The organism is Lentzea sp. HUAS TT2 (assembly GCF_051853195.1).
Taxonomy (GTDB): domain Bacteria; phylum Actinomycetota; class Actinomycetes; order Mycobacteriales; family Pseudonocardiaceae; genus Lentzea.
In genome coordinates, this window is record NZ_CP196667.1 from 4,943,601 (window position 1) to 4,961,847 (window position 18,247).

Annotated in this window: 19 protein-coding genes; 13 read left to right on the forward strand and 6 right to left on the reverse strand. The window is 69.3% G+C overall.

The genetic code is table 11. From position 1 onward, the window contains the following. Positions 1-1,386, forward strand: a complete 1,386-nt coding sequence (locus ACSHWB_RS24855) for a sensor histidine kinase (RefSeq protein ID WP_439664378.1) — start codon at positions 1-3, stop codon at positions 1,384-1,386. On the opposite strand, the gene ACSHWB_RS24860 is transcribed toward ACSHWB_RS24855, so the two are convergent. Then, positions 1,383-2,297: a TAXI family TRAP transporter solute-binding subunit gene (locus tag ACSHWB_RS24860; RefSeq protein WP_439664379.1), complete on the reverse strand. Its 915-nt coding sequence runs from the start codon at positions 2,295-2,297 to the stop codon at positions 1,383-1,385. The two genes, ACSHWB_RS24855 and ACSHWB_RS24860, sit on opposite strands and share 4 nt — an antisense overlap. 131 nt (positions 2,298-2,428) lie before the next feature. Here ACSHWB_RS24860 and miaB point away from each other — a divergent pair, with 131 nt between their 5' ends. Genes miaB through ACSHWB_RS24875 form a run of 3 tightly spaced genes read left to right on the forward strand, consistent with a single transcriptional unit; the run spans position 2,429 to position 5,274 of the window. Continuing rightward, the gene (gene miaB, locus ACSHWB_RS24865; protein ID WP_439664380.1) at positions 2,429-3,910 is read left to right on the forward strand and encodes a tRNA (N6-isopentenyl adenosine(37)-C2)-methylthiotransferase MiaB; all 1,482 of its coding nucleotides are present in this window, start codon (positions 2,429-2,431) and stop codon (positions 3,908-3,910) included. Between the two features lie 14 nt (positions 3,911-3,924). Then, positions 3,925-4,374 carry an Rv2732c family membrane protein gene (locus ACSHWB_RS24870; protein ID WP_439664381.1) on the forward strand — a complete coding sequence of 150 codons (450 nt, stop codon included), beginning with the start codon at positions 3,925-3,927 and terminating at the stop codon, positions 4,372-4,374. A 45-nt stretch (positions 4,375-4,419) separates the two neighbouring features. Further along, complete coding sequence (locus tag ACSHWB_RS24875; protein WP_439664382.1) at positions 4,420-5,274, forward strand: RICIN domain-containing protein; 855 nt, start codon at positions 4,420-4,422, stop codon at positions 5,272-5,274. Positions 5,275-5,328: 54 nt separating this feature from the next. On the opposite strand, the gene ACSHWB_RS24880 is transcribed toward ACSHWB_RS24875, so the two are convergent. Next, a complete protein-coding gene (locus tag ACSHWB_RS24880; protein WP_439664383.1) occupies positions 5,329-6,678 on the reverse strand; it encodes a DUF349 domain-containing protein in 1,350 nt (449 codons plus the stop codon). Positions 6,679-6,848: 170 nt separating this feature from the next. On the opposite strand from ACSHWB_RS24880, the gene ACSHWB_RS24885 reads away from it, so the two are divergent. The 3 genes from ACSHWB_RS24885 to dapF are packed head-to-tail and all read left to right on the forward strand — an operon-like array spanning position 6,849 to position 9,252. After that, a complete protein-coding gene (locus tag ACSHWB_RS24885) occupies positions 6,849-7,541 on the forward strand; it encodes a hypothetical protein (RefSeq protein ID WP_439664384.1) in 693 nt (230 codons plus the stop codon). 11 nt (positions 7,542-7,552) lie between these two features. Next, a complete protein-coding gene (gene miaA / locus ACSHWB_RS24890; protein WP_439664662.1) occupies positions 7,553-8,458 on the forward strand; it encodes a tRNA (adenosine(37)-N6)-dimethylallyltransferase MiaA in 906 nt (301 codons plus the stop codon). Further along, positions 8,446-9,252: a diaminopimelate epimerase gene (dapF, locus tag ACSHWB_RS24895; RefSeq protein WP_439664385.1), complete on the forward strand. Its 807-nt coding sequence runs from the start codon at positions 8,446-8,448 to the stop codon at positions 9,250-9,252. Before miaA ends, dapF begins: the two co-directional genes overlap by 13 nt. A gap of 11 nt (positions 9,253-9,263) precedes the next feature. Here dapF and ACSHWB_RS24900 read toward each other — a convergent pair whose 3' ends face one another. After that, on the reverse strand, positions 9,264-10,145 hold the full coding sequence (locus ACSHWB_RS24900) for an SMP-30/gluconolactonase/LRE family protein (RefSeq protein ID WP_439664386.1): 882 nt from the start codon (positions 10,143-10,145) through the stop codon (positions 9,264-9,266). Continuing rightward, positions 10,138-11,379, reverse strand: a complete 1,242-nt coding sequence (locus ACSHWB_RS24905) for an MFS transporter (protein ID WP_439664387.1) — start codon at positions 11,377-11,379, stop codon at positions 10,138-10,140. The genes ACSHWB_RS24900 and ACSHWB_RS24905 overlap by 8 nt, the downstream gene beginning before the upstream one ends. A gap of 54 nt (positions 11,380-11,433) precedes the next feature. Here ACSHWB_RS24905 and ACSHWB_RS24910 point away from each other — a divergent pair, with 54 nt between their 5' ends. Genes ACSHWB_RS24910 through ACSHWB_RS24920 form a run of 3 tightly spaced genes read left to right on the forward strand, consistent with a single transcriptional unit; the run spans position 11,434 to position 14,367 of the window. Continuing rightward, positions 11,434-11,934 carry an ArsR/SmtB family transcription factor gene (locus ACSHWB_RS24910; protein ID WP_439664388.1) on the forward strand — a complete coding sequence of 167 codons (501 nt, stop codon included), beginning with the start codon at positions 11,434-11,436 and terminating at the stop codon, positions 11,932-11,934. A gap of 25 nt (positions 11,935-11,959) precedes the next feature. Further along, the gene (hflX, locus tag ACSHWB_RS24915) at positions 11,960-13,420 is read left to right on the forward strand and encodes a GTPase HflX (RefSeq protein WP_439664389.1); all 1,461 of its coding nucleotides are present in this window, start codon (positions 11,960-11,962) and stop codon (positions 13,418-13,420) included. A gap of 38 nt (positions 13,421-13,458) precedes the next feature. Beyond that, positions 13,459-14,367 carry a hypothetical protein gene (locus ACSHWB_RS24920; RefSeq protein WP_439664390.1) on the forward strand — a complete coding sequence of 303 codons (909 nt, stop codon included), beginning with the start codon at positions 13,459-13,461 and terminating at the stop codon, positions 14,365-14,367. A gap of 11 nt (positions 14,368-14,378) precedes the next feature. Here the strand turns inward: ACSHWB_RS24920 and ACSHWB_RS24925 are convergent, their stop codons facing one another. After that, on the reverse strand, positions 14,379-15,497 hold the full coding sequence (locus ACSHWB_RS24925; protein WP_439664391.1) for a cytochrome P450: 1,119 nt from the start codon (positions 15,495-15,497) through the stop codon (positions 14,379-14,381). Between the two features lie 109 nt (positions 15,498-15,606). Between ACSHWB_RS24925 and ACSHWB_RS24930 the strand changes: the two genes are divergently transcribed. Further along, complete coding sequence (locus tag ACSHWB_RS24930) at positions 15,607-16,347, forward strand: helix-turn-helix domain-containing protein (RefSeq protein WP_439664392.1); 741 nt, start codon at positions 15,607-15,609, stop codon at positions 16,345-16,347. On the opposite strand, the gene lexA is transcribed toward ACSHWB_RS24930, so the two are convergent. Next, complete coding sequence (gene lexA, locus ACSHWB_RS24935; RefSeq protein ID WP_439664663.1) at positions 16,331-17,008, reverse strand: transcriptional repressor LexA; 678 nt, start codon at positions 17,006-17,008, stop codon at positions 16,331-16,333. The two genes, ACSHWB_RS24930 and lexA, sit on opposite strands and share 17 nt — an antisense overlap. Positions 17,009-17,230: 222 nt before the next feature. Here lexA and ACSHWB_RS24940 point away from each other — a divergent pair, with 222 nt between their 5' ends. Together ACSHWB_RS24940 and nrdR are read left to right on the forward strand one after the other, a co-directional pair. After that, positions 17,231-17,515, forward strand: coding sequence for a hypothetical protein (locus ACSHWB_RS24940; RefSeq protein ID WP_439664393.1), 285 nt, complete (start codon positions 17,231-17,233; stop codon positions 17,513-17,515). Positions 17,516-17,776: 261 nt separating this feature from the next. Next, positions 17,777-18,247 (forward strand): transcriptional regulator NrdR, encoded by a 471-nt coding sequence (gene nrdR, locus ACSHWB_RS24945; protein ID WP_030474703.1) that lies wholly within the window; start codon positions 17,777-17,779, stop codon positions 18,245-18,247.

The following is an 18,247-nucleotide window of genomic DNA, read 5'->3' on the forward strand; positions in this document are numbered from 1 at the left end:
GTGAGGTCCCGACTGCTGGGCGTGGTGCTCGCCCTGATCGTGCTGGTCCTGGTGGGTCTGGGGGTGCCGCTGGGCCGCAACGTGGCGGCCGCCGAGCAGCAGGAGATGTTCCTCGACCGGCTCACCGACACCAGCCGGTTCGCGTCGCTGGCGCAGCGGCCGTTGATCGACGACAGCCCGCACCTGCTGCGGCCGGAGCTGGAGCGCTACGACGAGCTGTACGACATCGGCGTGGCCGTGGTGGCCCGCGACGCGCCGACCGTGCCGCTGGTGGCCTCGCGCAACGACCTCGCGCTCGGTGACCCCGCGGTGCAGGACCTGATCAGCAAAGCGCTGGCAGGGCGCCTGCCGGTCGCGCCGGAGCTGTTCGCGCCGTGGAGCGACGCGAAGGTCGTGCTGGCCGAACCGGTGCTGGTCGACGGCGAGGTGCGGGGCGCGGTGATCACGTTCTCGCCGACCGTCAAGACCCGCTTCGAGGTGCTCGGCTGGTGGGCCCTGCTGCTCGCGGGAAGCCTGCTGGTGCTGGCGCTCGCGGTGCTGCTGGCGCTGCCGGTGGTGCGCTGGACGTTGCGGCCGGTGCAGGCCCTGGACGAGGCGACAGGGAAGCTCCTCGCCGCCGTCGTGTCCGGACGTCCGGTGCCGCCCGTGGGAGCGGAGTCCGGGCCGCCGGAGCTGCGGCACCTCTCGCGGTCGTTCGACCAGATGGCCGCGAACGTGAGCGATGTGCTTGCCGCGCAACGGGCCTTCGTGGCGGACGCGTCACATCAACTTCGCAACCCGTTGACCGCGCTGAAACTTCGTTTGTCCAACCTGGAGGGACACGTCGACGACGAGGCGGAGGTGCACCAGGTCGAGGCGCTGAGCGAGACCGACCGGCTCAACCGCATCCTCGACGAGCTGCTCTCCATGGCGCGCGCCGAGTCCAGTTCCGTGGACCCGGTGCCGGTCGACGTGGACAAGTCGGTGTCGGCGCGGCTCTCCGCGTGGTCGGCCGCCGCGGCGGCGAAGGAGGTCCACCTCGTGCTCGACGGCGAACGGGTCGGCATGGCCCTCGTGCCGCCGCGCGGGGTCGAGACGATCCTGGACGCGCTGCTCGACAACGCCCTGAAGTTCACCGCGGAGGGCACGCTGATCGTCGTCGACGCCCGCAAGTCCGACGGCGTCGTCAAGCTCTCCGTCGCCGACCACGGGCCCGGCCTTCAGCCCGACGAGCTGGAACGGGCCACCGACCGGTTCTGGCGCAGCCCCGCCCACCAGAACGTGCCGGGCTCCGGGCTGGGGCTCTCGATCGTGCGGCTGCTGGTCGAACGCGTCGACGGCACCGTGTCGCTGGAGTCGCCGCAGGACGGTGGCCTGAAGGTCGTGGTCACCCTCCCGGCCGTCTAGACCTTCGCCTCGCGGTAGTAGCGCATGGCGCCGTTGTGCAACGGCACCGGCGATGTCTCGATCGCCGACCGCTGTTCTATCGTGCGCGCCGCCGAGTGGGCCCTCACGAGGTCGGGCTGCCCTTCGAACAGCTGCCGCACGAGCGCCTCGGCCACGTCGTCGGGCATCTGTTCGCGCACGAGCAGGAAGTTGCGCACGACGAGCGTGATGACCGGGCCGGACTTCAGGTTGTAGATGGAGGCGGGCAGCGTCGCCGACCCGTACACCGGGTACTGCTGGCGGAACTTCGGCAGCTCGTCCTTCAGGTCGAGCATCCGCACGCCGAGGCCCTTGGTGAGCTCGCTGATCTTGCTCGTCGGCAGTCCGCCCGACCAGAAGAACGCGTCGAGCCTGCCCTGCTGCATCGCCTGGGCCGAGTCCTCGAGGCCCAGGTTCACCGTCTGGGGCGCGACGTTCTCCGACTTCAGCAGCCGGCTCGCGATGATCTCGACGCCCGATCCGGTCGCGCCGATCGACACGCGCATCCCCGACAGTTCGCGCAGCTTCGTCACCGGCAGGTCGGTGCGGACGATGACCTGCAGGTAGTCGTCGTGCATGCGGGCCAGGGCGCGCAACCCGGAGGAACCCTCGACGCCCTCGAGCGCGTCCGCCTGCGAGAAGCCGACCTGGGCCTGGTCGCTGACGAGCCGCCGGACGTTGTCCCTGGACCCGTCCGTGCGCACGACCTGGGGCCGCACGATGCCCAGCCGGCTGCTCCAGATGTCCGCCAGGCCGTTGCCGAGCGAGTAGTAGACGCCGGACTCGCTGCCCGTCGCCATCGTTATCTTGATGTCCGACACCGTGCTGCTACAGCCCGTCAGGACCGTCGCGGCGGTCAGCAGGCTCAAGGCGGCGTGTACTCGTCCCAGCACCAGCGCATCGTGCCACGGGGGTGGCGGGCGGTTGCACCCGACGAAGGTCCTGCCTGGTCAACGCGTGGATGGGCGCGGCTTCGTGCGGTCCGCGAAAGTCGGGCCACTGACCAGGGGTTATCGTGTTGGTCGTGAGCACCGTGCAGGATCCGAAGACCTTCCAGATACGCACGTTCGGTTGTCAGATGAACGTGCACGACTCCGAGCGGCTCGCCGGTCTGCTGGAGGACGCGGGCTATGCGCGGGCCACCGAGTCCGAGCAGGCCGACGTCGTCGTCTTCAACACCTGCGCGGTCCGCGAGAACGCCGACAACAAGCTGTACGGCACGCTCGGCCACCTCGCCCCGCAGAAGACGGCGAACCCGAACATGCAGATCGCGGTCGGTGGCTGCCTCGCGCAGAAGGACCGCAGCGAGATCGTCCGGCGCGCCCCGTGGGTGGACGTCGTGTTCGGCACGCACAACATCGGCTCGCTGCCGGTGCTGCTCGAACGCGCCCGCCACAACGCCGAGGCGCAGGTCGAGATCCTCGACTCGCTGGAGACGTTCCCGTCGTCGCTGCCGGCCGCGCGCGACTCCGCCTACTCGGGCTGGGTGTCGATCTCGGTGGGCTGCAACAACACCTGCACGTTCTGCATCGTGCCGTCGTTGCGCGGCAAGGAGAAGGACCGCCGTCCCGGTGACGTGCTGGCCGAGGTGCAGACGCTCGTGGACGAGGGTGTGCTGGAGGTGACGCTGCTGGGGCAGAACGTCAACTCCTACGGCGTCGAGTTCGGCGACCGGCTCGCGTTCGGCAAGTTGCTGCGTGCCTGCGGTGAGATCGACGGGCTGGAGCGCGTGCGCTTCACCTCGCCGCACCCCAAGGACTTCACCGACGACGTCATCGCCGCCATGGCCGAGACGCCGAACGTGTGCCACAGCCTGCACATGCCGCTGCAGTCCGGTTCGGACCGCCTGCTCAAGGCGATGCGCCGCTCGTACCGCACGGAGAAGTACCTGGGGATCATCGAGAAGGTCCGTGCCGCCATGCCGGACGCCGCGATCACCACGGACATCATCGTCGGCTTCCCCGGTGAGACCGAGGAGGACTTCCAGGGCACGCTCGACGTGGTGCGCCAGGCCCGTTTCTCGTCGGCGTTCACGTTCCAGTACTCGAAGCGCCCGGGAACCCCGGCGGCAGACCTGCCGGACCAGTTGCCCAAGGCCGTCGTGCAGGAGCGCTTCGACCGGCTCGTGGCGCTGCAGAACGAGATGACGCACTCGTTGAACATCGAGCAGGTCGGCCGCACGGTCGAGGTGCTCGTCGCCACCGGTGAGGGCAAGCGCGACGCGGAGACGCACCGCATGAGCGGGCGTGCACGTGACGGACGCCTGGTGCACTTCACGCCGGGTGCGACGGTTCCGCGTCCCGGTGACGTCGTGGAGACCGTCGTGACGTACGCGGCCCCGCACTACCTCGTCGCGGACGGCGAACCGCTGACGTGGCGCCGCACCAAGGCCGGTGACCGTTCCGAGGCCGGCATCAAGCCCAAGACCGCGGGCATCGGCCTGGGTCTGCCGTCGTTCGGGGCGCCCGAGCCGCTGCCCGTCGTGTCGGGATGCGCGGCCCAGTGAGTGAAGAGGACTTCTTGCGCAAGGAAATCGACGACGTCGAGCACCAGGCGGCCAAGCGCATCGATCCCGGTACGGGCGCGCTGACCATCTCGATCGCGGTGCTCGCGATCCTGGTGTCGCTGATCCTGCCGTGGATCGGCGAGTTCACCGGCCTGCAGGTCGTGCTGGGCGAGTCGTCGCTGTTCCTCCCGAAGCTGTTCTCCTACCTCGCACTCGGGATCGGGGTGATCGGTTCCGGCGTCACGCTCGCGGTGCGGCGCTGGGGCCTCACCTGGGTGTGCTCGCTGGGGCTGTTCGCGGGCTCGATCATCGGCGTGCTGTCGATCTGGACGCAGCAGACCACGACGAGCAACAAGACGATCGGCCCCGGCCCCGGCGCCGGGTTGATCATCGCCGTGATCGCGGTGATCGTCCTGCTGGTGAAGTGGGTGAAGATCGCGGCCTCGCGCCCGCCGCAGCTGTGATGCCGCGGCTGTAATGAATTCCGGCGCACCCTCGATTCGCTGGGCGTGACGGATGCGGTGGACGGCAACACGAACACCACGGGCGACATCAGTGGCAAGGTCGTGCAGGCGCACACGGTGAACCACCTGTACGTCGCCGATCCGCAGCAGAAGCCGCCACGTCTGGTTCGTGTCGCCATCGTGATCGGGGTGGTGGTGGCCCTCGCGGTCGCGGTGGTCGTCGCCGTGTACCTGAAGAAGGACGGCGAGCAGCAGGCCGCCACGGCGACCACTTCGGTTGCCACGTCCCCGAGTTCGGTCTCCACGACGGTGCCCGCCGCGTCGTCCGCACCTGTCGCGCCGGTGGTGGTGGGGACGGGGACCCTGCCGACCGGTGGCCCCGGGCAACCCGTGCAGCGGCAGCAGCAGCCGACGGCCCAGCCGACCGTGGCGCCGCCGCTGCCGCAGCCCACCGGACCGGCGAAGCCCGCCACCGACGGGCCCGGCTACCTGGTGCCCGCCGGCAACGACCAGCGCGCGGCCGACTTCTACCAGAACAGCTGGAACGACGTCGTGATGTGGGAACGGCATCCGGCGAACGACAGCACCAGTTTCCAGCCGTTCTGGGCGCGCGAGTTCTCGGACTCGAACCCGGCCGTGTTCCGCATCCGCAACCAGCGCGGGAACCTCTGCATGGAGCCGGTGGACCAGGAGAACTTCGGCGAGCACATCAAGGCGAACGCGTGCTCGTGGAGCAACAACGCCCAGCTGTGGCAGACGCTCAACACCACGCAGCTCGCGCACGTGGCGTCCGGCCGTTGCCTCGGGACGGCGAACGGCGGCACCTACGAGAACGGCACCTGGTTGATCGTGTCGCTGTGCAGCGGCAGCGACGACCAGAAGTGGCGCATAGCCCGCTGAAAACGTCTGAGGGCCCCTCTCCGCCGGGAGAGGGGCCCTCAGACGTCAGAACCTCTAGCGCGTCGCCAGGGCCTGCTCAGCGGCGGCGAGCCACTCGCGCCACTGGGCTGCCTGAGCCTCGGCCTGCTCGGTGCGGCGCTTGTCGCCCGCGGCACGGGCCTTCGCGGCCTGCGCCTCGAACTGCTCCACGCGCTCGCGGAACTGGGCCACGCGGGCCTCGGCCTCGGGGTCGGACCGGCGCCACTGGGCGTCGACCGCGCCGCGGACCCGCTCCTCGATGGTGCGGAGCTTGCCCTCGAGCTCGCGGATACGCTCGCGCGGCACCTTGCCGATCGCGTCCCAGCGCTCCTGGATCTTGTAGAGGGCGTTGCGCGCCGCCTCCAGGTCACCGGACGGGTCGATGCCCTCGGCCTCGGCGAGCAGCTCCTCCTTCAGCTTCGCGTTGGCCGTGAACTCGGCGTCCCGCTCGCTGAAGGCCTCGGAGCGCTTCTGGAAGAACGCGTCCTGCGCGGCGCGGAACCGCTGCCACAGCGCGTCGTCGGCCTCCTTGGGCGCACGCCCGGCGGCCTTCCACTCGACCATCAGCTCCTTGTAGCGACCGGCCGTGGTGCCCCAGTCGTCGGAGTCGACGAGCTTCTCTGCCTCCTCGACCAGCTGCTGCTTGGAGGTCTTCGCCACCGAGCGCTGGCGGTCGAGGTCCGCGAAGTGCGAGCCACGACGGCGGTTGAACGCGTCGCGGGCCTTCGAGAACCGGCGCCACAGCTGCTCGTCGGTCTTGCGGTCGACGCCGCGGATGGTCTTCCACTCGTCGAGGATCTGCCGCAGCCGGTCGCCCGCGACCTTCCACTGCGTCGACTCGTTGGCGATCGACTCGGCCTCGTCGACCAGCGCCTGCTTGCGCGCCACGGACTGGGCTCGGGCGGCCTCCTTGGCCTCCTTCGCCTTCTCCATGCCGGCCTCGGCCTGCACCAGCACGTGCTCGACGCGGGCGGCCAGCGCCTTGAGGTCACCGACGACGGCGGCCTCGGCGAGCTGCTCCTTGACGTGCTTCGCGCTGGTCAGGGCGTGCTTGGGGTCGCCGGCGCCGGACTTGAGCCGCGACACGAGCAGCTCGACCTCGGTGCGCAGGTCGTCGAAGCGCCGCGCGAAGTGCGCGAGACCCTCGACCGGCTCGCCGGCCTGCCACGACCCGACAGCACGTTCGCCGTCGTCGGTCTTCACGTACACGGTGCCGTCGGCGTCCACGCGCCCCCAGCGGTCAGGGTGGTCCGACGCCACGGGGACGGCCGGAGGCGTCGCCTGCGCCGCGGTCTCCTTCGGCGTTTCCTCGACCACACCCTCGGCTGCACCCTCGACTGGGGCGGTCTCCGCCACGGTCTGCGGTGTGCTGTCCTGCTCCGACATCGCCGGTTCCTCCCATCTGACGCCCGTGCCTGCCACGGGCGCCCCGCCGTTGGCGGGGCCGATGCAATACGGGCGCTGGAGGGTCTCCCGTCCCCAGTTCCCCGCGCGCATTCAAACAGGTCAGAGCTCGACTCGGTACTGGGAGTCCACGATAGGTAGCCTCGTTCGTCGTGATCACCCGTGCCGCGGTGGTGCCCCACCCGCCTCTTCTGGTCCCGGAACTGGTCGTGGGAGCCGCCGCAGAAACCGAGCCCGTGAGGGCCGCAACCCTTGCCGCAGCAGGAAAACTGCCCGGTCCGTGGGTCGTGGTCGCCGTGGACGACAGCGGGCCGTCGACGTACGTGCCGCCGTTGTCGGGAACTTTTCTCGGTTATGGGGTCGATCTGCCCGTGTCACTCGGCGGTGACCTGCCTCCGGACGCACGGATTCCGTTGCCCGTGCTCATCACCGCGTGGCTGCGCGAACGCTGTGCGGTCGAGGTGTCACGCATCGAACTCGTGCCGCCTGACCTGCCCGCTTCCGACTGTGTCTCGTTTGGACAACAACTCGCGGCGGCGTCGGGTTCCGCCGATGTCGGCCTCCTGGTCCTGGGTGACGGCTCGACCCGGCACGGCCCGCGTTCGCCGGGGTCGGACGACGAGCGTTCGGGACCTTTTGATTCTTTGGTCCACACTCTGCTGTCCACCGCCGACGTGGACGGCCTGCTCGGCCTCGACCTCGAACTCGCCCGTGAGCTGGGAGCGCAGGGCCGTGCGGCGTGGCAGGTCCTCGCCGGCGTGCCCGGACCGTGGCGCTGCTCGGACGCCGAGTTCTTCGCACCGTTCGGCGTGGGCTACCACGTCGCAGTCTGGGAGCGCCCGTGATCACCCCCCCAATAACGCCTATCGCCGTTGTCGGACCGACCGCGACCGGCAAGTCCGACCTGGCCGTCGCGCTCGCGGAACGGTTCGGGGGAGAGGTCGTCAACGCCGACGCCATGCAGCTCTACCGCGGCATGGACATCGGCACGGCGAAGATGCCGCTGGACGAGCGCCGCGGCGTGCCGCACCACCTGTTCGACGTCCTGTCCGTCACCGAGACCGCGTCGGTGGCCGCCTACCAGCGCGAGACGAGGGCCGTCATCGAGGACCTGCTCGCCGCCGGACGCCCGCCGATCCTCGTCGGTGGTTCGGGGCTCTACGTACAGGCCGTGCTGGACGACCTGAAGTTCCCCGGCACCGACGACACCGTGCGTCTGCGGTTCGAGGCGGAGCTGGCCTCCGCGGGCCCGGAGGCGTTGCACCGGCGGCTGCAGGAGCTCGACCCGGCCGCCGCGATCGCGATCCTGCCGTCCAACGGCCGCCGCATCGTGCGCGCCCTGGAGGTCATCGAGCTGACGGGCCAGCCGTTCTCGGCGAACCTCCCCAAGCCCGGCCCCGCGCGGTACGGCACCGTCCAGATCGGCGTCGACCGCGAGGTGTCCGAACTGGACTCCAGGGTCGACCTGCGGGTGGACCTGATGTTCGCCGCAGGGCTGGAGAACGAGGTGCGCGCCCTGGTCCGGCTCGGCCTGCGCGACGGCAAGACGGCGTCGCGCGCCCTGGGCTACCAGCAGGTGCTGTCCGCAATGGACGGAGCCTGCACGATCGACTTCGCCGCCGAGGAGACCAAGCGCGCCACCCGCCGGTTCGTGCGGCGGCAGCGGTCGTGGTTCCGGCGTGACCAGCGCATCACCTGGCTCGACGGTGCTCGGCCTGATCTCTTGGAGGCCGCCGGTAACCTTGTCCCGTGGAGTTCGTGAAGGGGCACGGCACGGAGAACGACTTCGTCGTCCTGCCCGACCTCGATGACGCGTTGGACCTGACGGTGGCGCGCGTGCAGGCGCTGTGCGACCGGCAGCGAGGCCTGGGCGCGGACGGCGTGCTGCGCGTCGTGCGCACGGTCGGGGAGTCCGGGCCCAAGTGGTTCATGGACTACCGCAACGCCGACGGCTCCATCGCCGAGATGTGCGGCAACGGCCTGCGCGTCTTCGCCCGCTACCTGGTCGACGCGGGCCACCAGCCGCAGGGCTCGTTCGTCGTCGCCACGCGCGCCGGCGACCGCATGGTCACCACGCACCCGGACGGCTCCGTCACGAACGACATGGGCCCCGCACGGGTCACCGGCACGTCCATCGCCGCGATCGGCGGCTCCGGCATCGGCGGCTTCGCGGTCGACGTCGGCAACCCGCACCTCGCGTGCGTCACCGACGTCCCGGTCGAGAGCCTCGACCTCACCGTTCCGCCCGGCTTCGACCCGGTGATGTTCCCGCACGGCGTCAACGTCGAGTTCATCAACGTGATCGGCGAGGACGCACTGCGCATGCGCGTCTACGAGCGCGGCGTCGGCGAGACCCGCTCGTGCGGCACCGGCACCGTCGCGTCCGTCGCCTCCTGGCTCGCGGGACAGGGCCGCACGACCGGCTCGGCGACCGTCGACGTCCTCGGCGGCCAGGTCACCGTGACCATCGAGCCGACGACGTCGACGCTCACCGGACCTGCCGTGCTCGTCGCCCGCGGCGAGCTCGACAAGTCCTGGTGGGACGCGCTCGTCTGATATCCGATATATCAGTTCAGTTCGTAGATCTCGATCTTCCCGAGCCGGTCGGGCTTGACGACGCTCGGGTTCGAGTCGGGCGCGGTCAGGCACACGAGCTTGTCGTCGACGACCGCGACGGCGAAGCACGTCTGCGTCGTCTCCACCTTGTTGGTGATCTTGCCGCCCTCGGTCACCCGGAACACCGCGGGCTGCAACGCGGCAGCCACCCACACGCCGTCACCGTCCCCTGCGATGCCGTCCGGCGCGATCCCGAACTCCTTCACATCGGCCCACACCCTGCGGTTTTGCAACGATCCGTTGCGGTCGACCGAAAACGAACTGAGCTGGAACGCAACGGTCTCGGCGATGACCAATATGTTGCCGCTCTCGGACTCGCCGGTCGGGTCGGGCAGCAGCGCCATGCCGTTCGGGAACTTGAGGTCCTCGGCGACGACGCTGACGGACCCGTCGGGCTGCACGAGCGCGAGGGCGGCGCCCTGCGGCTCGAAGTCGGGTTCGAGCAGTCGCGCGATGCCGACGTCGTCGATCAGGCCGTGCAGGTCGAAGCCGAAGTTGCCGACGTACGCGCGGCCCTCGGAGTCGACGAGCATGTCGTTGGCGTGGAAGGTCGCGACATCCGATATATCAGCGTGCAGGACGAGGTCCTGCCCCTCCAGCCGGCGCACGGTGCGGTCGAGCATCGAGACGACGAGCAGGTGTCCGTCGGGCAGCCAGCCGAGGCCGGAGGGTTGTCCGTCGAAGGCGACGACGACCTCGTCGTCGCCGGTCGTGAGGTCGAGGGCGTGCACTTCGCCCGCGTAGAAGTCGGAGTAGTAGAGGCGTCCGTCGGGACCGCGTCGCGGCCCCTCGCCGAAGTGGAGACCGTCCCGCAGCACCGAGGTATCAGCCATGGGCCTCGACGCTAGACGTGACCGGCAGGTCCCGCATAGTCCGCAGCGGCGACAGCAGCAGCCACGCCATCCCGCCCACCGAGCCGACGAGCGAGACCCACAGCGTCGGCACGATCCCGATCCACGAACCGAGCACGCCGCCCAGCAGCGCCCCGATCGGCGTGGCGCCCCAGACCACCCAGCGGATCGAGGCGTTCATCCGGCCCAGCAGGTGGTCGGGGCAGATCGACTGCCGGTAGCTCACCTGACCGACGTTGTAGACGACGATCCCGAACACGCTCACCGCGAGGCCCACCATCGGCAGCACCAGGCCCCAGCCGTCGGAGATGAACGGCAGCGCCAGAGTGAACGGCCAGGTCAGGACCGGGATGAGCCAGATCATCCTGGCCTGCCCCACGAGCAGGCCGATCCGGTACGCGAACGCCGCGCCCAGCACGCCGCCCACCCCGCCCGCGCTGAGCACCAGGCCCGCCGTTCCCTCGTCCAGGCGCACGGTCTGCAGCAGGAACAGGATCATCACGGCGTTCTGGATGCCGTGGAAGAAGTTCGACGTGCCGGTGCAGGCCACGATCATGCGCAGGGTGACGTTGCTGAAGACGAACCGCAGCCCCTCCATGATCTCGCGGCGCAGGTGCGGGTCGGGGTGGCGTTCCGCCGCCGGCTCCACCGTTTTGATCCTGACCAGGAAGAACGCCGAGCTCAGGTACCCCAGCCCGGTCGCGAGGACGCTGTTCGCCGCGCCGAGGAACTGGGCCGCGTAGCCACCGATCGCGGGTCCGGAGACCTCCGCGACCGACAGGCTGGCCTGCAGTTTCGAGTTGCCCTCGACGAGCTGGCCGCGCCCGACCAGCGACGGCAGGTACGACTGGTAGGCGACGTCGAAGAACACCGTGCAGACGCCCACCGCGAGGCTCACCACGATCAGCTGCGTCAGGCCGAGCAGTCCCAGCCACCAGGCGAGCGGCACGCTCAGCATCAGCGCGGCGCGGACGACGTCCATCGCGATCATCAGCGGTTTGCGGCGCGTCCGGTCGACCCACACGCCCGCGGGCAGGCCGATCACCAGGAACGCCATCGTGCTCGCCGCGGCGAGCAGGCCCATCTCGAACGGTGTCGCGTTCAGCACACCGGCCGCGAGCAGCGGGATGACCGTCATGCCCACGCTCGCGCCGAACTGGCTGATGGTGTCGCCCATCCAGAGCCTGCGGAAGTCGGGGTGCCCCCAAAGCGCCATGCCGGGAAGTCTGCGCTGAGTGATTGGAAACTGTCAATCACTTAGGATGAGCGCGTGTCACTCTCCCGGAAGCGACGTCCCGCGACGAGCGAGGAAGCCTCGGCGCTGAGCTCCGACCTGCGGCTGCGGATGATCCGCCTGACGTTCAACCGCCCGCTCACCAACAAGGAGCTGGCGCAGCGGCTCGGCAAGGACCCGGCCACGACGCTGCACCACGTGCGCAAGCTCGTGGCCGCGGGCTTCCTCGAGGCGCTGCCGCCGCGCGCGGGCAACCGGGGCGCGAAAGAGATCCCCTATCGGTCTACAGGGCTGTCCTGGCAGCTCGACAACAGGGAAAATGCGGTCGCGATAGGAGAGGCGATGCTGCACGCTTTCCTCGGCGAGGTCGCCGACATCGGGCTCCGTGACGTGGATCAGAGCCGTCTGGTCGTCACCGTCGACCCCGAGGAACTAAAGCAGCGGCTCGCGTCGTTGATGGATGAGCTGGCCGCGCAACCGGTCAACCCGGATGTTCCCCGTGTGGCGATCTACCTCGCGGTGTATCCGGGGGACTAACTGTCCGTGGGACGATGAAGGGCAAATGACGGAAAACATCCAGAGCGCAGAGTTCGACCCCGAGTTCGACTCGACGTGGGAAGAGGACGACTTCTCGACCGGTGACTACGAACGCGTCGAGCGCGCAGCACTGCGCCGCGTCGCGGGCCTGTCCACCGAGCTCGAGGACATCACCGAGGTCGAGTACCGGCAGCTCCGCCTGGAGCGGGTCGTGCTCGTCGGGGTGTGGACCGAGGGCACGGCCGCGGACTCGGACGCCTCGATGGCCGAGCTCGCCCGCCTCGCCGAGACCGCGGGTTCCGAGGTGCTCGAAGGCCTCGTGCAGCGGCGGGACAAGCCCGACGCGGCGACGTACATCGGCTCCGGCAAGGTCTCCGAGCTGCGCGACGTCGTGCAGTCGACCGGCGCGGACACGGTGATCTGCGACGGCGAGCTCTCGCCGGGCCAGCTGCGTCAGCTGGAGGAGAAGCTCAAGGTCAAGGTCGTCGACCGCACCGCGCTCATCCTGGACATCTTCGCGCAGCACGCGCAGTCCAAGGAGGGCAAGGCCCAGGTCGAGCTGGCCCAGCTGCAGTACCTGATGCCGCGCCTGCGCGGCTGGGGTGAGTCGTTGTCGCGGCAGGCCGGTGGTCGTGCCGGTGGTGGCAACGGTGGTGTGGGTCTGCGTGGTCCCGGTGAGACCAAGATCGAGACCGACCGCCGCCGGATCCGCGCGCGCATCTCGAAGCTGCGCCGCGAGATCGCCGCGATCGGCGTCGTCCGCGAGACCAAGCGGGGCCGCCGCACGGCGAACGAGATCCCTAGCATCGCGATCGCGGGTTACACGAACGCGGGCAAGTCGTCGCTGCTCAACGCGCTGACGGGCGCGGGTGTCCTGGTGGAGGACGCACTGTTCGCCACCCTCGACCCGACGACGCGCCGCGCGCTGACGCCGGAAGGCCTGCCGTACACGCTGACGGACACGGTCGGCTTCGTCCGGCACCTGCCGCACCAGCTCGTCGAGGCGTTCCGCTCGACGCTGGAGGAGGTCGGCCAGTCCGACCTGCTCGTGCACGTGGTCGACGGCTCCGACGGCATGCCGGAGAAGCAGGTCAAGGCCGTGCGCGAGGTCCTCGCCGAGATCAACGACAAGACCGACACGCCGATGCCGCGCGAGCTGCTCGTCGTGAACAAGATCGACGCGGTGGGCGACCTGGGCATGGCCCGGCTGCGGCACCTGTTCCCGGACGCGTCGTTCGTGTCGGCGCACTCGGGCCTCGGCATCGAGGAGCTGAAGGTCCGCATCGCCGAGCTGATGCCACGTCCCGAGGTCGTGGTCGAGGCTCTTGTGCCGTACGCACGCGGCGAGGTCGTCGCCCGTGTGCACCGCGACGGCGAGATCCTGTCCGAGAAGCACACGGAGTCGGGCACGCTGCTCAGCGCCCGTGTTCGCCCGGACCTCGCCGGCGTGCTCGAGGAGTTCGCGACGAACGGAACGCCTGCTTGATCCTCCCGCCTCCACCGGTGGACGTGTGCCCGGTAGCCATGCAGGAGCTTTCCGGGCTCACGTCCGACGGCAAGCAGTTCTTCGCCGTCAGCGACAGCGACAACGGCACGCTGCGCATCCAGGTCATGGGCCGCGACTGCGTCGTGAAACGCACGATCACCGCGGCCGTCGACCCGTTCGACGTCGAGGACCTGGCGATGACGCCGGACGGCACCCTCTGGGCGTCCGACACCGGCGACAACAACAAGTCCCGCTCCACGGTCGCCTTGCACAAGGTCTCGCCTTCGGGCGCCGTGGAGCGGTTCCGCGTCACGTACCCGGACGGCAAGCACGACGCCGAGGCGCTGCTCATCGACAAGTCCGGCACGCCGTACATCATCACCAAGGAACCCCTCGGTTCCGCACTGGTGTATCGCCCGACGGCCCCGCTCCGAACTGATATATCGGTGCCGTTGGAGCAGGTCACCCGTGTGTCGCTGGCGACGACGGACACCCCGGGCGGCCCGCTCGAAGGCACTCTCGACTCACGCCTGGTGACAGGAGCCGCCTCAATGGCCGACGGCTCCGTCATCGCCCTGCGCACCTACACCGACGCCTACCTGTACCCGGTCCCGGACGGCGACATCGTCAAGGCTCTCTCCGGCGACCCGGTCCGCGTCCCGCTCCCGAACGAACCCCAGGGCGAGGCCATCGCCTTCGACCCGGACGGCACCCTGCTCTCCGCCTCCGAGGGCACCGGCACCCCGATCCGCGCGGTACCGGGCGCCGCGGCCCTGGCCCAGCCACCGCCGCCGACGACCACGACACCGCCGCCGGCCGCCGAGCAGTCCGAGGCCGCCCCGCCGTCGTCGACCTCCTGGCAGAACTGGCCGCTGGCGCTGACCCTGGGCGGCATCGTGCTCGTCGCCGCCCTGGTCATCGGCCTGCGCTTCCGCCGCCGGGCCTGATATCCAGTACATCAGTCCCAGACGACGGGCATCCGCTCCAGACCGCCGATCACCAGACTCGCCCGGCGCGGCAACTCGTCCTCGGCGACAGCGAGCCGCAGCCTGGGGAACCGGGTGAAGAGCGCGGGGAACGCGATCTTCAACTCGATCCGCGCGAGGTGCTGCCCGATGCACTGGTGGATGCCGTGCCCGAACGCGAGATGCCCCGCCGTTCCCCGAGCCAGGTCGAGGACGTCCGGATCGGTGTAACGAGCCGGATCGCGGTTCGCCGACCCCAGCTCGACGAACACCGTGTCACCCGCGCGCACGACGACGCCGTCGATCTCGGCGTCCTCCAGCGCGGTACGCGCCGTAGCGGGCGTCAAACTGATATATCGCAGCAGCTCCTCCACGGCCGCCCCAGGATCCGCGAGCATCGCCTCCACCCGAGCAGGCTCGCGCAGCAGCTCCAACGAGCCCAGCGACAACATGTTCGTGGTCGTGTCGAGCCCGCCCCCGAGCAACGCCATGCCCATCGCGGCCATCTCGTCGTCGGTGAGCGGTGAGTCGCCCTGCTCCGAGTTGACGAGGTCGCTCAGCACGTCGTCGGTGGGCTCGGCCCGCTTCGCCGCGACCATCTCCAGCATGAACCGCTGCAGCCTCCCGAACGCCTCGAACATCGCCGCGGCCTCGTCGGCCTCGGCACCGCTGGCCCCGGTCAGCAGCATCGCGTCCTGCTGGAACTCCGTCCGCCGCTCGTACGGCACCCCGAGCAGCTCGCAGATCATCAGACCCGGCACCGGCACCGCGAAGTGCTCGACCAGGTCAGCCGGCGACCCCTGCGCGGCCAGCTCGTCCAGGTGCTCGGCCGTGATCACCTCCAGCCGCTCGGCGAGCAGCCGCATCCGCCGCACCGTGAACTGACCGGTCAGCCTGCTCCGATACCGCGTGTGGTCCGGCGGGTCGTGATCGGTGAACGCACCGGGCGGCGACGGCGGCGCGTCCCCGGGGCTGCCCGGCCCGAACGGGTTGTGCATCAGATCCGGCCGGATGCTGAACCGGCCGTCCGCGAGCACCGCGCGCACGGTCGCGTGGTCGTGCGCCCGCCAGCCGACGTGCCCGTCCGGGAACGTCATCGGACTCAGTGGCATTGCCTCCCCCTTGCAACGAGTTCTTTCCCCTCCCTGCAAGCTAAAAACGTTTGCGGACGAAGTCAAAAGACTCATTGCAATGGCCTGAAGCGCAAGGCACCATGATGTTGTGCCTGGTAAGCGGCTAGACGAAGAAGAACGGCAGCTCATCGCCCAGTTCCTCTGGGACGGCCTGGGCTACTCGGAAATCGGGAGGCGGTTGCAAAGGCCGGCCTCGACGATCCAGCGCGAGGTGGTCCGCAACGGCGGCCACAACAACTACCGGCCGGGCGCCGCGCACCGGGCGGCGAGCGAGCGGGCAATGCGCCGGATGCCTGCCGTCGACGACCTCGACGTCGACGAGGAGGCGTACTCGTTCGACCGGAGTCCGGCGCAGGTGCAGGAGTTCCACCTGAGGCTCGTCGCGGTCTTCCGGCAGACCGGGCTCACGCGCACGGCGGCGCGGATCCTCGCGGAGATCTTCATGACCGACAAGGGCAGCCTGTCCGCGACGGAGCTCGTGCTGCGGCTGTCGGTCAGCCCGGGAACCGTCTCGCGGTCGACGAGCTACCTGCAGGAGATCGACCTGCTGCACAGCGAGCGCGACGGCAAGCGCGTGCGCTACTTCCTGGGCGACGACCTCTGGTACCGGGCATGGCTGTCGAGCGCCCACCGCAACTCGGTCTGGGCGCAGACAGGACTGGACGGTGCCGAGATCTTCGGTCTCGGCACCCCAGTGGGAGCCCGCCTCAAGGACATGGGCCAGTTCTTCGCGTTCGTCGTGGTGGACATGGAGGCCACCAGGGACAAGTGGCTCGACTTCTTCGAGAAGAAGAAGCGGGCCCGCGGAGAAGCTACGGAAGGCGCCTGAGCACCGTCACGACCTTGCCGAGGATGGTGGCCTCGTCGCCGTTGATCGGCTGGTAGGCCGGGTTGTGCGGCATCAGCCACACGTGACCGTCCCTGCGCTTGAACGTCTTCACGGTCGCCTCGCCGTCGATCATGGCGGCGACGATCTCGCCCTGGTCCGCGGTGGGCTGCTTGCGGATCACGACCCAGTCGCCGTCGGTGATCGCGGCGTCGATCATCGAGTCACCGACGACGCGCAGCAGGAACAGCTCGCCCTCGCCGACGATCTCGCGCGGCAGCGGGAACACGTCCTCGATCGACTCCTCGGCCAGGATCGGGCCACCGGCCGCGATCCGGCCGAGCATCGGCACGTAGGCGGGCGTCGGCTTGGACATCGGGTCGAGACCGGCGTCGATCTCGTTGGGCAGCATCCCGACCGCACGCGGGCGGTTCGGGTCGCGGCGCAGGAAGCCCTTACGCTCCAGCGCACGCAACTGGTACGCGACCGACGAGGTCGACGTGAGACCCACGGCCTCACCGATCTCGCGCACGCTCGGCGGGTAGCCGAAACGGTCGACCCAATCGCGGATCACGTCGAGCACCTTGCGCTGACGCAGAGTCAGGCCGGCGTTTCCCGCGATCTCGTTCACCTGTGTCTCCACAAGAGCGGGATCCGGGTCGATCGTCTTGCCTGCCACGGTCGCTGTCCTCCTCGCCGCCCCCAGTTCGAATGGGAATCCGGCCTCCGTCGATCTTCGTGGTCGACGGTAGTCGTGTTTGCTGCGCAGATCAAACACCTGTTCGAGGTATTTGGGTGCGTGTTGTGGCGTTCGGAGAGCCGGTCTGGTAGAAATTCGCACGGACGTTCGATCGAACCCCTGTTCGATCATGGTGGTTGACCTGCGATGGAGGTCGTGATGGCGGTGCTCGTCGAGAAGCGGTTGCGCGTGGTCGAAGACGCGGACGTAGCAGCGGGACGTCCACTCCGTTCGGGTCCCCGCGTCATGCCGCGCAGGCCCGCGACCAAGCCGCGCCCGGTCGCGGTGCCCTCGTGGCGCGAGTCGAGCTCATGTGACGTCCGGCCGAAGCGCGAGTCGTTGTTCGAACTCATCGCTGTCGGTGTGCTGAGCGCACTGACGGTCGTCGCGCTCGGAGTGCTCTACCTACAGCAGGCTGGGGTCACCCCGTAGTCCTGCCCCCACATCTTGTGTTTCGACGCCCGCCGTGACGTGAACGCTCCGTCACCGGCGGGCTTTTTTCGGTAATCGCCGCTGTTCGGCGCAACGTTCCCCCGTTCGAGTGGTGTGTCGAGTTGCGTTGCCGTCCGTCGCGATCTAGGTTCTACCCCTACATCTAGTGGTTACATCATCGTAAGTAGTCCACAGGTTGTGGGTAACCCGACCAGTGCGATTGCTGCGGTGAGTGCTGCGCTGGGGAAGGGGTGAGTTGGCGTGCGGTGTCCGTTCTGCCGTCATTCGGACTCGCGGGTGGTCGACTCCCGTGAGGTCGACGAGGGACAGGTGATCCGTCGCCGCCGCTCCTGCAACAGCTGCAGCCGCAGGTTCACCACGGTCGAAGAAGCGGTTCTCGCCGTGGTCAAGCGCTCCGGCGTGACGGAGCCCTTCAGCCGCGACAAGGTGGTCGTCGGTGTGCGCAGGGCGTGCCAGGGCCGCCCGGTCGACGAGGACGCGTTCCAGCAGCTCGCCCAGCGAGTGGAAGAGTCGATCCGGTCGACCGGATGTGCGGAAATCGCCAGTCACGAGGTGGGGCTCGCCATTCTCGGCCCCCTGCGTGAGCTCGACGAGGTCGCTTATCTGCGCTTCGCGAGCGTGTATCGGTCCTTCTCGTCCGTAGAGGACTTCGAGAAGGAAATCCTTGATCTTCGCACTGCCCGCGCCGAGGACTCACCGGCCGAGCAGTGA

Coding starts and splice junctions, on each gene's coding strand:
- ACSHWB_RS24880 (WP_439664383.1), bottom strand. CDS start 6,678: ATGTCGGAGCAGGACAGCACACCGCAGACCGTGGCGGAGACCGCCCCA.
- ACSHWB_RS24900 (WP_439664386.1), bottom strand. CDS start 10,145: ATGGCTGATACCTCGGTGCTGCGGGACGGTCTCCACTTCGGCGAGGGG.
- ACSHWB_RS24905 (WP_439664387.1), bottom strand. CDS start 11,379: ATGGCGCTTTGGGGGCACCCCGACTTCCGCAGGCTCTGGATGGGCGAC.
- hflX (WP_439664389.1), top strand. CDS start 11,960: ATGACGGAAAACATCCAGAGCGCAGAGTTCGACCCCGAGTTCGACTCG.
- ACSHWB_RS24920 (WP_439664390.1), top strand. CDS start 13,459: ATGCAGGAGCTTTCCGGGCTCACGTCCGACGGCAAGCAGTTCTTCGCC.
- ACSHWB_RS24925 (WP_439664391.1), bottom strand. CDS start 15,497: ATGCCACTGAGTCCGATGACGTTCCCGGACGGGCACGTCGGCTGGCGG.
- ACSHWB_RS24940 (WP_439664393.1), top strand. CDS start 17,231: ATGGAGGTCGTGATGGCGGTGCTCGTCGAGAAGCGGTTGCGCGTGGTC.